This is a genomic window from Prochlorococcus sp. MIT2304, from assembly GCF_059772405.1.
This window is the reverse complement of the sequence record NZ_CM186286.1, coordinates 286,034-299,971: the sequence shown is the minus strand read 5'-3', so window position 1 is coordinate 299,971 and position 13,938 is coordinate 286,034. Positions and strand designations below refer to the sequence as shown.

The window sequence follows — 13,938 nt, the reverse complement described above, 5'->3', positions numbered from 1 at the left end:
ATTAGATATAGATTCATAATGTAAATGCTTTTGCAAGTGGACAAAGCTAGTACAACAAAATTTTTGCTTAGAAGAAGGCCAACTTCAGAAAAGTTGGTAGATATTAGCTTTAAAAATTTTGTTATTGCTATGGCTTCAATGGTAGCTATCATACTTTTTTCGATATTTGCAGTTGTTTACTATGAATCAACCGAATCAATTTCAAAATATGGATTGAGGTTTCTTTTTAGCTCAGCGTGGAATCCTGTGACAGATGAGTATGGAGCATTCACTGCAATATATGGTACTCTTTTTACATCAATAGCATCTTTATTAATTGCTATTCCATTGGGCGTAGGCACTGCAATATTTATAACTGAAAATATAATCCCTAAAAATATAAGAAATGTTATCGGAATAATGGTTGAGCTTTTAGCAGCTATTCCATCAGTAGTTTTAGGACTCTGGGCACTGTTTATTATGGAGCCATTTATAAGACCATTTTTGAACATGGTCCACGAAATATTTGGTTTTATACCTTTTTTTGGGACTGAGCCTCTGGGAGCTGGAATGATGCCTGCAATATTAATTTTAGTTGTAATGATATTACCTATAATTACATCTATTTCAAAAGATTCATTAAATCAAGTTCCATCAAATCTTAGACAAGCAGCCTATGGGATTGGAGCAACAAGATGGACAACAATTTTTAAAGTAATTATTCCAGCAGCAATTTCTGGAATAACTGGGGGTGTTTTACTAGCTCTCGGTAGAGCCATGGGTGAGACAATGGCAGTAACTATGATTATTGGCAATTCAAATAACTTTAGCTGGTCAATCTTTGCTCCTTCATATACTATTTCATCAATGTTAGCTAATCAATTTGGGGAGGCAGATGGCAGCCAGGTCTCTTCTCTGATGTATGCGGCATTAATCCTTATGATACTAACATTAATGGTAAATGTATTTGCTCAGTGGATTGTTAAAAAACTGAGCTTAAAATATTAATAAATGAAAAATAATTCACAAAAAAATCTAACTTATAATCCCTCTCTAAATAGAAATATTGGGAACAAAGCGTTAAGTATTATTTCTGCTCTTTTTGCCATAATTTCTGTACTTCCTTTAATATTAGTCATAAGCTATGTGTTAATCAAAGGAGGAAGCTATATAAATTTTGAGACATTAATACTTGAACCTGAACCTCCGGGCGATGATCTTCTATCTGCAGGAGGGATAGGACCTGCAATTACTGGTACTTTTATAATGACATTGATTGCTTCAATAATATCCATACCTGTAGGAGTAGGGGGTGGAATTTATCTTGCTGAATATTCTAAGTCTGGAAGATTTGCAAGCTTTGTTAGGTTTGGATCAAATGTACTTGCCGGAGTTCCATCTATAATCGCTGGTGTATTTATATACGCAATAATTGTTTCTACTAAAATATTGTTTGGTTCAATGTTTAGTGGTATTGCAGGAGGTATTTCTTTGTCTATTTTAATGTTGCCAACAATAATTAAGACAACTGATGAAGCATTAAAATTAGTTCCAGATAATCTAAGAAGGGCTGCCTTTGGAGTTGGTGCATCAAAATTTACGATGATATATAATATCACTTTGCCAGCAGCAATAAGTTCTATATCTACGGGTATACTTTTAGCACTTGCAAGGGCCGCAGGCGAGACAGCTCCATTAATCTTTACAGCATTATTTTCTAGATATTACATAACAAGTTTTAACGATATTTTTTATGAAATGGGTTCATTATCGGTGCTAATTTATAATTTTGCACTTGAACCATATGAATCACAAAATCAACTAGCTTGGGCCGCATCTTTTATTTTAGTTGTTGTACTATTAGGTCTAAATATTCTCTCAAGATGGATCAATAAACGTGGTGCTTTTTCTAAAAATAAAGTATAATTATGAACATAGTAAATAATAAAATGCTTGAAAAAAAAAGTCCAAACAACAAAAAATTTAAAAACGACTCTTCTATCTCTGTTTCCCTAGATAATGTTTCGATAAAATATGGAAATTCAGTAGCTGTAAAAAATATCTTTTGTGATATAAAAAAACATCAAGTTACCTCTTTTATCGGTCCATCAGGATGTGGGAAATCAACCGTTATTAGAGCAATAAATCGCATGAACGATTTAATTGAAGGCTGCGAATTATCAGGAAGTGTCATTTTTGAAGGTACAGATATATATGCAAAAGACATTGATCCAGTAGAAGTTAGAAGAAGAATTGGAATGGTATTTCAGCAACCTAATCCTTTCCCAAAAAGCATTTATGAGAATATTGCTTTCGGAGCGAGAGTAAATGGTTATGGAGGTGACATGGATCAATTAGTAGAGGAATCTCTTATCAAGGCAGCGGTTTGGGATGAATGCAAGGATAAATTAAACGAAAGTGGTTATTCATTATCTGGAGGACAACAACAAAGATTATGTATCGCAAGGACAATTGCCATCGAACCTGAAGTGATTTTAATGGACGAACCTTGTTCAGCACTTGATCCGTTATCTACATTAAAAATTGAAGAAACAATACATGAATTGAAAAGGAATTTTACAATCATTATTGTCACTCACAATATGCAACAAGCCAATAGGGTGAGTGATTTTACAGCCTTTTTTAATACAGAAAAGAAAGGGAAAGATCTCGGAGGAAAAGTTGGATTCTTGGTAGAGTTTAGTAAAACAAAAAATATTTTCAATTCACCAAAGCAAAAATCAACTCAAGACTACATCTCTGGTAAATTTGGATAATATCTAAAGACTTCAATGTAAACGCGATCTAAGTAAGGCACGGAGAGAGAGGGATTCGAACCCTCGATAGAGTTGCCCCTATACAGCATTTCCAGTGCTGCGCCTTCAACCACTCGGCCACCTCTCCTTTAATTCAGCAATGAAATCGTTTTTTTCGATTGCTGAATTTAAATATATACCACAAGAGAGCGGTTGTTAAAAATTTAAATGTTGGATTTATTTATTAATTTTTTTTATAATAAAATAGGACCCAGAAATCAGTAAAATATTAATGAAAATAAATTGATTTAAAGATAAATAGAATCTTCCAAAAGGCGACGATTATTATAAATAAAACTAAAGTTATGATTATACCTATTTGTAAAAGCGCAGCCGTGGATGCAGGGCTAAATAAATCTGAAATTAATAAATTATTAGAAATTGCAAAACAGGCCGCTGAAAAAGGCGGTGAATCGCTAATGAATAATTATGGCAGAATTAAAACGATAAAATGTAAGGGGACTACTGGAGATCTCGTTACTAACGCAGATATAGAATGTGAAAAGATAGTAATAGATTATTTAGAAAAAGAGACTCCAAACATTTCTATTCTTGCTGAAGAAAGTGGATATAAGTTAAAAGATGGAGAATTAAAATGGTGTATAGACCCTCTTGATGGAACAACAAACTATGCACATGGATATCCATTTTACGCGACTTCAATTGGTTTAATTTGGAATAGCAATCCAATATTAGGAGCGATATCAGTACCTTCTTTAAATGAAATTTATTATGCCTCTCCAGAGCATGGATCATTTTGTAATGGCGAGAAGATAAATGTTACTGACACAAATTCCTTATCAGATTCGCTCTTAGTTACTGGTTTCGCTTATGACAGACGAGAAGTATTAGATAATAATTATTCCGAATTCTGTTGGCTAACACATCGGACTCATGGCGTTAGGAGAGGAGGAGCAGCCGCAGTAGATCTAGCATTTGTAGCCTCAGGCAAAGTGGATGGTTTTTGGGAACGTGGCCTTGCGAAGTGGGATATGGCAGCAGGGGTACCACTGGTTGAAATGGCAGGTGGAATAGTTTCCAATTACCCCTCCGGAGATTTTGATCTTAATACTGGGAGAATTCTCGCTTCTAACCCAAAGATAAGAAATGAGCTTCTAAAAGAATTTGAAAAAATTAGACCATTAACACCTAACTCTTATGGTGGAAAATAGTCCTAATTTATGTGATCCTTAAGTAATAAAAAGATTCAAATAATGACATTGCAACCTGCCTCGGGTGCGCGCGACTTAAATCCTCAGCAAGTAAGAAAAAACCATCTCATTGCATCAAAACTTTCATCTTTATATCAACTATGGGGATATGAGCGAATATCACCACCACATATTGAACGTCTAGACACACTTATGGCAGCTGGTGGAATTTCGAACAATGAAATACTAAAAATTGTCTCTGATGAGCCACTAGGATTAAGGCCTGAAATAACAGCGTCAATTGTTCGTGCCGCTTCAACTAGATTCAATGAATATGAAAGGCCACTTCGTTTTTGGTCAACAGGGACTTCGTTTAAGTGCAATCAAAGCATTGATGGTGGTGTTGATATTGAAGAGTCATTTCAAAGCGGAGTTGAATTAATAGGCACTAAAGCTATTAATGCAGAGATAGAACTTTTATCTCTGCTGATCGAATCATTAGAAGTAATTGAAATTGATCAGAAATATAAATTGACATTGCTTATTGGAAATACATATCTATTGGAACTTATTTTAAGCATATTTGATTCAACCCGAATAGACCAAATAAAAAATATTCTCTGCGATCTTAATTACATAGCATTGAGTACACTTGATGTAAAAGATGAACAAAGAAAGTTTATAAAAAATATAATGAATATGAGAGGAGAACCAGAAAAAATACTAACTAATCTAAAAAAAATTTATGGCTCAGATTCCAACATTGATAACTTAAAGGAATTATTCACAATTATTGAACCACTAGCTAAAGAGAAAAGGATAGAAGTACAACTAGACCCTACGTTAGGAACAAAATATAAATTATATAGTGGATTAACATTTTCTCTTGTTTCATCATCATCAAGTGCTCCTGTTATCCTAGCCAAAGGAGGTAGATATGATGATTTAGTGAAAAAATTTAGTTCAAGCGATCTTAACTGTTTCGGAATTGGATTTAGTATTAGCATTGATAAAGTTAGGGAATTAATATCCTCAAGAGAGGGAATGAAAAGTAATAATGAAAAAGTATTAATAGCATATAAGAAAAGTGCAAGTTTATATCAAGCCTTAAAACGTCAGAAAGAATTTCATGTTAAAGGAATTGTTTCATTAATTTCACATGAACCTTTAAAGACAAATGATGAAAAAGATCAACTTTTAAAATCAAACAGATGTACTAAAATTGAATGGATAGATTGATATCAAACAACAATATATTTTTAATAATTGTCAGGGATCGAAAACTATTGAGCCTTTATTAATGACACTTTTGCTCTTAACACCTAAATATAAATTTGTATCGCTATGATGATGAAAATTTAGTTAACTCATGCCTGTTAAAGAAGAAGGAACTATTCTAATTCACACAGAAAATATATTTCCAATAATAAAGAAAGCAGTTTACTCAGATCATGAAATATTTATTAGAGAGCTTATAAGTAACTCAGTAGATGCAATCAAGAAAAGGAAAATGGCCGCGTTTGCAGGTGATTGTGTCGCATCTGAAGATGAAAAAATAAAAATCTCAATTGACAGAGAAAAAAAGACATTGACAATTAGTGACAATGGAATAGGAATGACTAGCGATGAAATCAAAAAATATATTAATCAAGTAGCTTTTTCAAGTGCAGAAGAATTTCTTGAAAAATATAAACAACCTGATGACGGATTCATTGGTCATTTTGGACTCGGTTTTTATTCAAGTTTTATGGTTGCAGAAGAAGTTGAAATAATAACCAAATCAGCAAAGAAAGATTCACAAGCTATTCAATGGAAATGTAATGGTTCTCCTCAATATTCACTTGATGAATCAGATAAAGAAGAAATAGGTACAGATATAATTTTACATTTAATGGAAGAAGAAGTTGAATACATTGAACCAACCAGGATTAAAACATTAATAAAAAAATATTGTGATTTCATGCCGATTGAAATCTCTCTTGAAGAAGAAGTTATCAACAAAATGAATCCACCATGGAGAGAAAGCAAACAAAATCTGAAAGATGAAGATTATATTGAACTCTACAAGTACCTCTACCCTTTTCAAGGCGATCCTCTTTTATGGGTTCATCTAAACACTGACTATCCATATAATTTGCAGGGCATATTATATTTTCCAAAGATAAGTGGCAGAGCAGATTGGGAAAGTGGTGAAATAAAACTTTTCTGTAATCAGGTATTTGTAAGTGACTCAATTAAAGAAATTGTTCCTAGATATCTATTACCTTTGAGGGGAGTAATTGATTCACCTGACATACCCTTAAATGTAAGCAGAAGCGCATTACAATCAGATAGAAGAGTAAAATCTATTGGAAACTTTATAGCAAAGAAATTAGCCGATAAACTTAAAACATTGAAGAAAGATGAAAGCCAATTTTATGCTGATATTTGGGACTCCATATCTCCTTTTATAAAAATAGGTGCGATGGAAGATGAAAAATTTTCTGAGCAAGTAAAAGATATAATTTTATATTCCACAACTAAAAACATTTCAGAGGATAATAAAGACGCTGAAGAACTAATAAAATCTGGTTCAAAGACTTTTACCACACTTGATGGTTATAAGAATCGGCTCACTGATGAGAACAAAAAGGTTTTATATTCAACGGATGAAGTTTCTCAATCCACTGCACTCAATATGTGGACTTCACAAGGCAATGAAGTTTTAAAACTTGATACTGTCATTGATACCCAATTTATTCCTTGGCTAGAAGAAAAAAATAAAGACATAAATTTTGTCAGAGTCGACTCAGAACTTGATGAAAGTCTTAAAGAAGATTCGCCTGAAATTGCAGATAAAGATGGAAATACAAAGTCAGAAACCCTAAAAAAGATTATTAGTGCAGCTCTAAACAATGAAAAAGTGACGGTACAAATTCAAAGCCTTAAAGGTAAGAATTCTCCCCCTTCATTAATATTATTACCAGAGCAAATGAGAAGAATTAATGACATAACAGCATTAATGGAACAAAAACTACCTGGTTTACCTGAATATCACAATTTAATCGTCAATTCAAACCATCCACTTATTCAAGGACTACTAAAGTTAAATTCCAACCCAATAATTATGGAAGGATCCAACAATTCCGAAGAAGGACAGTTGGCTAGTGAAATCGCAATCCATGTTTATGAGATGGCAAAACTGTCAATCGGAGGTCTCGAGAATAAAGATATCGCAACTTTTCAAACTAGGAACGCTGAGGTTTTAGGAAAATTAATGCAAAAATTCGTTTAAACTGAACCTCATTTGATAGAATATTAAGACGATAAAGTTTGAAAAATGTCTAGGGTTTGCCAACTTACAGGTACTAGAGCTAACAACGGAATGTCAGTCAGCCATTCCCATATTAGAACCAAGAAATTGCAGCAAGCAAATTTGCAGCAGCGTAGATTATGGTGGGAAGAAGAAAACAAATGGGTAAATATAAGAGTAACCACAAGAGCACTAAAAACTATTCAGAAGAAGGGATTAGGAAGCTATGCCAAATCATTAGGGGTAGATTTAAACAAACTTTAAATTTGATTTATTAGTCAAATGAAAAGAAGAAAATTTATAAAATCTCTTATTTTATTTTCCAGTATTTTATTTATTAAACCTTCAAGATTATTTGCAAGTATTAATTCGGTTGGAATTGGTCAAAGAGCACCTTTTTTCTTATTAAATGGTTTCAACAAAAAAAATCCCAACAAAAAGGAATGGTCTCTAGATGATTTTTCTGGTCAATGGTTAATTTTATATTTTTATCCTAAGGATTTCTCTAGCGGTTGTACATTACAAGCTAAAAATTTTCAAGATAATCTTTCTAAGTTTAAAAAACTTAATTCCTCCATAGTTGGAATCTCTGCTGACAATGAAGAAGAACATGAATCATTTTGTACATCCGAAAAACTTGGATACACCTTACTTTCAGATCCAAGTGGAGAAACAAGTAAATCATATGATTCATGGTTGGATCCTTATTCAAAAAGAAATACATTTATGATCAATCCTAAGGGTATAGTTGTATATAAATGGATAGGGGTAAGGCCAATAGGACATGCTCAAGAAGTTTTAGAAGAGCTTATTAAACAAAAGAAAATATATGCATGAACTTTCCTTGGGAACTTGGTTTATCCATATTGCAACCCTATTTGAGTGGGGGATTGCAATAATAATAATTGACTATATTTCATCAATATCCAATAATAAGGCATTAGGTTATTTCGCTTTAGCAATGTTGCCAAATCTAGCTAGCGCTATGGCCGCAATCACTTGGCATGTATTTGACAATAGTATTGAATTAAAAGGATTGGTTGTATTACAGGCAGCTCTTACAACAATAGGAAATATATGTCTTGCTTTTGCTGCATGGAACTTGTTTAGATCTGAGTCATCACAACCAAACCAATGAGTATTTCAATGCTTAGTCTTGAATCAATTGCACGAGTTGATCCTAGTCCATTTTTCATTCTTTCTCTAATTCCTTATCTCATATTCCTGCGTTACGCTGGTAAATCAAAAACGATACCAAAAATATCATTTTTAGGTTTTAAATTAACTCTCTTATTTGTATTCATGACAATAGTTTTTGCAATAATCGCACAAATTTATTTTGGAGATGAATTAACAAATGTAGATGTACTACACGGACTAGCAGAATCGTTTTTAACCATTAGCGATGCATTTGTTGTTTACGGTTTTGTTTTGATGATGCAGTCAATCAAAACTAAAACAGAAGTAAAAAACTCTTAAGAGGTGAGTAACATTTGACGCAAAAGCATTGTTTATGGTCGATAATGAATAATATTCAATAGGTATAAAAGATGTTCACAACATTACTAGCTGCTGCTGATCCTGTGACATTTCAGTGGTCTCCAAAATGTGCCGTTGTGATGATCATTTGCAATTTACTTGCATATGCAATAGCTAGATCAAATATTGAAAAGCCAAACGAAGGTTTTCCTATGCCCAATGCTCAGTTCTATGGCGGTCTAAGCCATGGATCTTTTGTAGCTGCAAATTGCTTAGGTCATGTTTTAGGAATAGGTTCAATTTTGGGTCTAGCAGCTAGAGGCGTTCTATAAAAAAAAAAAGGGATTGTTAGTTAATAATCCTTTTTTTTATTTTTATTATTAGTTAATTAATTAAAATTAAATTTATTTCTTATTTGATCAGCCATCATCTCGGGAGTTAAACCAAGGGATTCTTTACTTTGCTGTGGAGTTGCATGATCAACTAATTTATCTGGTATTCCAATTCTTAATGTGGGAACAAAAATATCATTATCATTAAATGATTCAACCACTGCTGAACCAAAACCACCCAACAATGTACCTTCTTCCATTGTTACTACTTTACCAATCTTTTTAGCAGCATTATGAATCGTTTCCTCATCTAATGGTCTTATAAAGCGAGCGTTAATAACAGTGCTATTTACACCAAATTCTTTAAGTATTTCTGCTGTTTTTATTGCTGGGCATACCATAGAGCCATAACCAACGATTAATAAATTATCCCCCTCTTCTATTATCTCAGCCTTACCAATTTCTAAGGTCTCCCATCCTTCCTCCATCAATGCGGCCCCTTCTCCAGAACCTCGAGGTATTCTTAAAGCTGACGGACCATTGTGGTTAATACATGTAACTAACATTCTCTGTAATTCTGACTCATCTTTGGGAGCCATAACGGTGAAATTAGGTACACATCTTAAATAACTAATGTCATATTGTCCTTGATGAGTAGGCCCATCAGCACCAACTATTCCAGCTCTATCTAATACGAAAGTTACGGGTAAATTCTGTATTCCGATATCGTGTATCAACTGATCATATGCTCGTTGTAAAAAAGTACTGTAAATAGCCACTACTGGCTTCAAACCCTCGCAAGCCATTCCTCCAGCAAGAGTTACAGCATGTTGTTCAGCTATTCCAACATCTACATATTGATCTGGAATAGCTTTCTGTAAGAGATTTAAAGCAGTACCTTCAGCCATCGCTGCTGTAATACCTACAATTTTGCTGTCTTGCTCGCAAAGCTTTACTAAAGTTTGACCAAAAACTTTACTAAAACTAGGAGGTTTAGGAGTTTTAGAAGGTATAGATTTACCCGTCGTTAAATCAAAGGAGGACTGAGCATGGTAACCAACCTGGTCAGCCTCAGCATATGGATAACCTTTCCCCTTAGTAGTAGCCACATGAACCATTACTGGTCCGCCAACTTTATGCGCTGCATTAAATGTCCTAGTTAATTCAGCAATATCATGACCATCCACAGGCCCCATATAAGTAAAACCCAATTCTTCAAAAACAGCTCCAACCTTAGGAACTGCTAATCGTCTAACACTACCAGTAAGAGATTTAAATTCTTCTTGGATAGCATCTCCCATAAAAGGAAGATTTTTCACACTTTCTTGAACACTGTCCGAAATGAATTGGACAGGTGGGCTATGCCGCATACGATTTAAATAAGTGGACAATGCACCAACTGGAGGAGAGATTGACATGTCATTGTCATTTAAAACAACCAAAAGTGGGGTTTTAGGTAAATGTCCAGCATGGTTTATTGCCTCTAAAGCCATTCCACCAGTCAAGGCTCCATCGCCAATTACAGCCACACACTTATAATTTTCTCCTTTTCGATCTCTAGCAATAGCCATACCAAGAGCAGCAGAAATAGATGTGCTCGCATGCCCCGCTCCAAAATGATCAAACTTACTTTCTGTTCTTTTTAGATAACCAGCTACTCCTTTTTGCTGCCTAAGCGTATCAAATCGCCCATATCTTCCTGTGAGTAACTTGTGAGGGTAAGCTTGATGTCCAACATCCCATATAACTTTATCGACATCTAAATCTAGAGTCTGATAAAGAGCAATTGTTAACTCAACAACACCAAGACCTGGACCTAAGTGCCCACCACTAGTAGAAACAACTTGAAGATGCCTTTCTCTAATTTGGCAAGCAACATCTTCCAATTCACTAATGGCTAAGCCATGAAGCTCATTCGGATGACTTAACTGGCTCAGACGCATACAACTCTGAGATTTAATCTCTCCAATCTACGAGGTCTACCCTACATTTTGATAAAACTTGCACAAGAACAAATGGAATGTAGAAAATACATAAACCCAAAATCGGCGAAAAACTAGATATGGAGGACTATCTACAGAAAATACTAAGAGCCCGTGTTTATGACGTTGCTGAAGAAACACCCCTAGAAAGGGCAAAAAACTTAAGTAAAAAATTTAAAAATGACATCTGGCTAAAGAGAGAAGACCTTCAACCAGTCTTCTCATTCAAATTAAGAGGTGCATTTAATCGCATGTCTCAGTTATCTAAAAAAGAGCTATCCAAGGGTGTAATTGCATCAAGCGCTGGGAACCATGCGCAAGGAGTTGCTTTAAGTGCATCATTCCTTAATTGCAGGTCAGTGATTGTAATGCCTTTAACAACTCCCATAATGAAGGTAAAAGCAGTTGAATCACTTAAAGCAGAAGTAATTCTTTTTGGTGAAACATATGATGAATGTTACGAAAAAGCTTTAGAAATATCCAAAAAAGAAAATCTAACTTTTATTCATCCTTTTGATGATCCCGAGGTTATTGCTGGACAGGGGACAATAGGTCTTGAAATACTTAGACAAAGTCATACACCACCTGACGCAATATACATCGCAGTTGGAGGAGGAGGACTCATAGCAGGAGTAAGTGCATACGTAAAAGCAATTTGGCCAGACACAAAGATTATTGGTGTTGAACCTGAAGATGCTTGCGCAATGACACTTTCAATAAAAGAAAACAAAACCGTTGAGCTTGAAAGTGTTGGCCTTTTTGCAGACGGTGTTGCTGTGAGAAAGGTAGGAGAAAAGACTTTCTCAATTTGCAAAAAGAATGTTGATGAAATGATTACAGTTAATACTGACGAAATTTGCGCAGCTATAAAAGATGTTTTCGAGGATACCCGATCAATTCTAGAACCAGCAGGTGCTTTATCTATTGCTGGTTTAAAAAAACATGTTGTTAACAATAAGTTAAAAAATAACAATCTGGTTGCCATTGCTTGTGGTGCAAATATGAACTTTGAAAGATTAAGATTTGTAGCAGAAAGAGCTGAATTAGGAGAAGAAAAGGAAGCAATGATTGCAGTAGGGATTCCTGAAAAAGCAGGAAGTTTAAAACTTTTATGTCAAACACTTGGATCAAGAAGTTTAACTGAATTTAGTTACAGAATGTCAGAAGGTAAAACAGCACAAATATTTATGGGTGTTGAAGTGTCGAACATAAATGACAGGGAACTATTAATAAATGAAATTAAAAAGAAGGGTTTTGATTGTTGTGATTTAAGTAATGATGAATTATCTAAGGTTCATCTCAGGCACATGGTTGGGGGCAGGCTACCAAGATCAATAAATCAACTATCAAATGGAGAATATAGAGAATTACTATACAGATTTGAATTTCCGGAAAGACCTGGAGCATTAATGAGATTTGTCAATTCAATGAGACCAGAATGGACAATAAGCATTTTCCATTATCGAAATCATGGCGCTGATACTGGAAGAATAGTAATAGGAGTGCTTGTCAATGATTCCGACATTCCAGCTTGGAATGAATTTGTTGAAAAAATAGGTTATAAAAGTTGGGAAGAGACAAATAATCCAGCATATGAATTATTTTTAGGTGCACACTTCAATTAGACACGTTAATTTTGGATATCAAAAAAAATAATTTTTAATTTCAAAATTATGAGTGAGAACATACAAATTTCTATACCAGCGAAGATTGAAGCAATCCTTTATCTAAAAGGAAGACCAACATCATCAAAAGAGATGGCTGAATTACTTGAAAAAGATATAGATGAAATTGAAAAAGCACTCTGGGAACTTAAGGCTGGATATGCTCAGCGCGACACTTCTTTAGAAATAATTGAAAACAAAAATTATTACAGCTTAGAATTAAAACAAGGACTAGGTGAGTTGGTTCAGGATCTTCTCCCAGCAGATTTATCGATTGCAACCCTAAGAACGTTGGCTACTGTTGCGCTGAAGAAGAAAATACTCCAATCAGAATTAGTTGATCTTAGAGGTTCTGGAGCATACGATCACATTAAAGAACTTGTGGATAAAAATTTCGTGGAAAGAAGACGTCAAAAGGATGGTCGTTCTTTCTGGTTAACCCTCTCAGAAAAATTTCACCAAACATTTTCCGTATTACCTGAACCAGATCAAGCAGAAGACAAAAATGCGGCGTAATATAATATAAAAAATTGATTGCCAATGGGTTACGAAATTATTCCAACAATTCTGCTTGTACTTTTAAAAACACTTGGAATTTATTCAACAATATTGATCATTAGGGTTTTACTGACTTGGTTCCCAAATCTTGATATGAGTAACCCAATACTACAAAATTTATGCGCTATTACCGATCCTTACCTGAATTTTTTCAGAGGTATAATTCCTCCACTAGGAGGCTTAGATTTATCTCCTATTTTGGCCTTTGTAGTAATTAGAGTTGTTCAAGGAATACTTGGAAATGCAGCAGCACTCGCAATGGGAGGATTTCAAATGTATGGATAATTTAAAATTCACCGATTATCGCCGCTACCTTGGATTTTCCCTCGAAATTTTCGACTGTTCAGCTTCTGCAAGTTTGCATGAGCAACCTCTTCCAATTCATATCCCAATTCGCTAGAAAGTTGTGATATGTACCAAAGAACATCACCTAGTTCAAATTTAATTGCATCCTTACTATCTTTATCAAATACACCTTTTTTATCTCTCAGAATTTTCTTAACTTTATCAGCGACCTCACCGGCCTCACCAACCAGACCTAACGTTGGATAAATAGCATTGCTACCGACTTCAGGATAAAGAGCTGTCTTGCGAGATTCTCTTTGATAATCATTTAATTCCATTTTTATTTACTTGAAAAAGCAAAGTTGACAAATAAAACACAACAAGATGTTAGTTTTTTGTT

16 protein-coding genes and 1 tRNA gene are annotated in these 13,938 nt (G+C 34.3%); 14 read left to right on the top strand and 3 right to left on the bottom strand.

Annotation, left to right across the window (positions count from 1 at the left end):
- The first annotated feature begins 24 nt into the window (after window positions 1-24).
- Genes pstC through pstB form a run of 3 tightly spaced genes read left to right on the top strand, consistent with a single transcriptional unit; the run spans window position 25 to window position 2,756 of the window.
- Window positions 25-987, top strand: coding sequence for a phosphate ABC transporter permease subunit PstC (pstC, locus tag AC6EIY_RS01605; RefSeq protein ID WP_498507219.1), 963 nt, complete (start codon window positions 25-27; stop codon window positions 985-987).
- A gap of 3 nt (window positions 988-990) precedes the next feature.
- Window positions 991-1,905: a phosphate ABC transporter permease PstA gene (pstA, locus tag AC6EIY_RS01600; RefSeq protein ID WP_498507218.1), complete on the top strand. Its 915-nt coding sequence runs from the start codon at window positions 991-993 to the stop codon at window positions 1,903-1,905.
- Window positions 1,906-1,928: 23 nt separating this feature from the next.
- Window positions 1,929-2,756 carry a phosphate ABC transporter ATP-binding protein PstB gene (gene pstB / locus AC6EIY_RS01595; RefSeq protein WP_498508136.1) on the top strand — a complete coding sequence of 276 codons (828 nt, stop codon included), beginning with the start codon at window positions 1,929-1,931 and terminating at the stop codon, window positions 2,754-2,756.
- Between the two features lie 40 nt (window positions 2,757-2,796).
- Here the strand turns inward: pstB and AC6EIY_RS01590 are convergent.
- A tRNA-Ser gene (locus AC6EIY_RS01590) sits at window positions 2,797-2,883 on the bottom strand.
- A 217-nt stretch (window positions 2,884-3,100) separates the two neighbouring features.
- Here AC6EIY_RS01590 and AC6EIY_RS01585 point away from each other — a divergent pair.
- The 8 genes from AC6EIY_RS01585 to psaK all read left to right on the top strand — a co-directional run bounded on the left by AC6EIY_RS01585 (window position 3,101) and on the right by psaK (window position 9,049).
- Window positions 3,101-3,967, top strand: coding sequence for an inositol monophosphatase family protein (locus AC6EIY_RS01585; RefSeq protein WP_498507217.1), 867 nt, complete (start codon window positions 3,101-3,103; stop codon window positions 3,965-3,967).
- Window positions 3,968-4,009: 42 nt separating this feature from the next.
- Complete coding sequence (locus AC6EIY_RS01580; protein WP_498507216.1) at window positions 4,010-5,185, top strand: ATP phosphoribosyltransferase regulatory subunit; 1,176 nt, start codon at window positions 4,010-4,012, stop codon at window positions 5,183-5,185.
- Window positions 5,186-5,315: 130 nt separating this feature from the next.
- Window positions 5,316-7,220: a molecular chaperone HtpG gene (gene htpG, locus AC6EIY_RS01575; RefSeq protein ID WP_498507214.1), complete on the top strand. Its 1,905-nt coding sequence runs from the start codon at window positions 5,316-5,318 to the stop codon at window positions 7,218-7,220.
- Window positions 7,221-7,265: 45 nt separating this feature from the next.
- Window positions 7,266-7,502 (top strand): 50S ribosomal protein L28, encoded by a 237-nt coding sequence (gene rpmB, locus AC6EIY_RS01570; RefSeq protein WP_498507213.1) that lies wholly within the window; start codon window positions 7,266-7,268, stop codon window positions 7,500-7,502.
- Between the two features lie 18 nt (window positions 7,503-7,520).
- The gene (locus AC6EIY_RS01565) at window positions 7,521-8,075 is read left to right on the top strand and encodes a peroxiredoxin (protein WP_498507212.1); all 555 of its coding nucleotides are present in this window, start codon (window positions 7,521-7,523) and stop codon (window positions 8,073-8,075) included.
- Window positions 8,068-8,376 carry a DUF2499 domain-containing protein gene (locus AC6EIY_RS01560; RefSeq protein WP_498507211.1) on the top strand — a complete coding sequence of 103 codons (309 nt, stop codon included), beginning with the start codon at window positions 8,068-8,070 and terminating at the stop codon, window positions 8,374-8,376. Before AC6EIY_RS01565 ends, AC6EIY_RS01560 begins: the two co-directional genes overlap by 8 nt.
- Window positions 8,373-8,717, top strand: coding sequence for a DUF3593 domain-containing protein (locus tag AC6EIY_RS01555; RefSeq protein WP_498507210.1), 345 nt, complete (start codon window positions 8,373-8,375; stop codon window positions 8,715-8,717). The genes AC6EIY_RS01560 and AC6EIY_RS01555 overlap by 4 nt, the downstream gene beginning before the upstream one ends.
- Window positions 8,718-8,788: 71 nt before the next feature.
- Window positions 8,789-9,049, top strand: coding sequence for a photosystem I reaction center subunit PsaK (gene psaK / locus AC6EIY_RS01550; protein ID WP_269605532.1), 261 nt, complete (start codon window positions 8,789-8,791; stop codon window positions 9,047-9,049).
- Window positions 9,050-9,105: 56 nt separating this feature from the next.
- On the opposite strand, the gene dxs is transcribed toward psaK, so the two are convergent.
- A complete protein-coding gene (gene dxs, locus AC6EIY_RS01545) occupies window positions 9,106-10,992 on the bottom strand; it encodes a 1-deoxy-D-xylulose-5-phosphate synthase (protein WP_498507209.1) in 1,887 nt (628 codons plus the stop codon).
- Window positions 10,993-11,111: 119 nt separating this feature from the next.
- Here dxs and ilvA point away from each other — a divergent pair, with 119 nt between their 5' ends.
- Genes ilvA through AC6EIY_RS01530 form a run of 3 tightly spaced genes read left to right on the top strand, consistent with a single transcriptional unit; the run spans window position 11,112 to window position 13,538 of the window.
- Window positions 11,112-12,656: a threonine ammonia-lyase, biosynthetic gene (gene ilvA / locus AC6EIY_RS01540; protein WP_498507208.1), complete on the top strand. Its 1,545-nt coding sequence runs from the start codon at window positions 11,112-11,114 to the stop codon at window positions 12,654-12,656.
- A gap of 48 nt (window positions 12,657-12,704) precedes the next feature.
- Complete coding sequence (gene scpB / locus AC6EIY_RS01535) at window positions 12,705-13,211, top strand: SMC-Scp complex subunit ScpB (protein WP_498507207.1); 507 nt, start codon at window positions 12,705-12,707, stop codon at window positions 13,209-13,211.
- Between the two features lie 24 nt (window positions 13,212-13,235).
- Window positions 13,236-13,538, top strand: coding sequence for a YggT family protein (locus AC6EIY_RS01530; RefSeq protein ID WP_498507206.1), 303 nt, complete (start codon window positions 13,236-13,238; stop codon window positions 13,536-13,538).
- Between the two features lie 8 nt (window positions 13,539-13,546).
- On the opposite strand, the gene AC6EIY_RS01525 is transcribed toward AC6EIY_RS01530, so the two are convergent.
- Window positions 13,547-13,876: a nucleoside triphosphate pyrophosphohydrolase family protein gene (locus AC6EIY_RS01525; RefSeq protein WP_498507205.1), complete on the bottom strand. Its 330-nt coding sequence runs from the start codon at window positions 13,874-13,876 to the stop codon at window positions 13,547-13,549.
- Between the last annotated feature and the right edge of the window lie 62 nt (window positions 13,877-13,938).

Excerpts from the sequence above, each read along its gene's own strand:
- pstC (WP_498507219.1), top strand. The coding sequence starts at position 25 with ATGCTTTTGCAAGTGGACAAAGCTAGTACAACAAAATTTTTGCTTAGA.
- pstA (WP_498507218.1), top strand. The coding sequence starts at position 991 with ATGAAAAATAATTCACAAAAAAATCTAACTTATAATCCCTCTCTAAAT.
- pstB (WP_498508136.1), top strand. The coding sequence starts at position 1,929 with ATGCTTGAAAAAAAAAGTCCAAACAACAAAAAATTTAAAAACGACTCT.
- AC6EIY_RS01585 (WP_498507217.1), top strand. The coding sequence starts at position 3,101 with ATGATTATACCTATTTGTAAAAGCGCAGCCGTGGATGCAGGGCTAAAT.
- AC6EIY_RS01580 (WP_498507216.1), top strand. The coding sequence starts at position 4,010 with ATGACATTGCAACCTGCCTCGGGTGCGCGCGACTTAAATCCTCAGCAA.
- htpG (WP_498507214.1), top strand. The coding sequence starts at position 5,316 with ATGCCTGTTAAAGAAGAAGGAACTATTCTAATTCACACAGAAAATATA.
- rpmB (WP_498507213.1), top strand. The coding sequence starts at position 7,266 with ATGTCTAGGGTTTGCCAACTTACAGGTACTAGAGCTAACAACGGAATG.
- AC6EIY_RS01565 (WP_498507212.1), top strand. The coding sequence starts at position 7,521 with ATGAAAAGAAGAAAATTTATAAAATCTCTTATTTTATTTTCCAGTATT.
- AC6EIY_RS01560 (WP_498507211.1), top strand. The coding sequence starts at position 8,068 with ATGCATGAACTTTCCTTGGGAACTTGGTTTATCCATATTGCAACCCTA.
- AC6EIY_RS01555 (WP_498507210.1), top strand. The coding sequence starts at position 8,373 with ATGAGTATTTCAATGCTTAGTCTTGAATCAATTGCACGAGTTGATCCT.
- psaK (WP_269605532.1), top strand. The coding sequence starts at position 8,789 with ATGTTCACAACATTACTAGCTGCTGCTGATCCTGTGACATTTCAGTGG.
- dxs (WP_498507209.1), bottom strand. The coding sequence starts at position 10,992 with ATGCGTCTGAGCCAGTTAAGTCATCCGAATGAGCTTCATGGCTTAGCC.
- ilvA (WP_498507208.1), top strand. The coding sequence starts at position 11,112 with ATGGAGGACTATCTACAGAAAATACTAAGAGCCCGTGTTTATGACGTT.
- scpB (WP_498507207.1), top strand. The coding sequence starts at position 12,705 with ATGAGTGAGAACATACAAATTTCTATACCAGCGAAGATTGAAGCAATC.
- AC6EIY_RS01530 (WP_498507206.1), top strand. The coding sequence starts at position 13,236 with ATGGGTTACGAAATTATTCCAACAATTCTGCTTGTACTTTTAAAAACA.
- AC6EIY_RS01525 (WP_498507205.1), bottom strand. The coding sequence starts at position 13,876 with ATGGAATTAAATGATTATCAAAGAGAATCTCGCAAGACAGCTCTTTAT.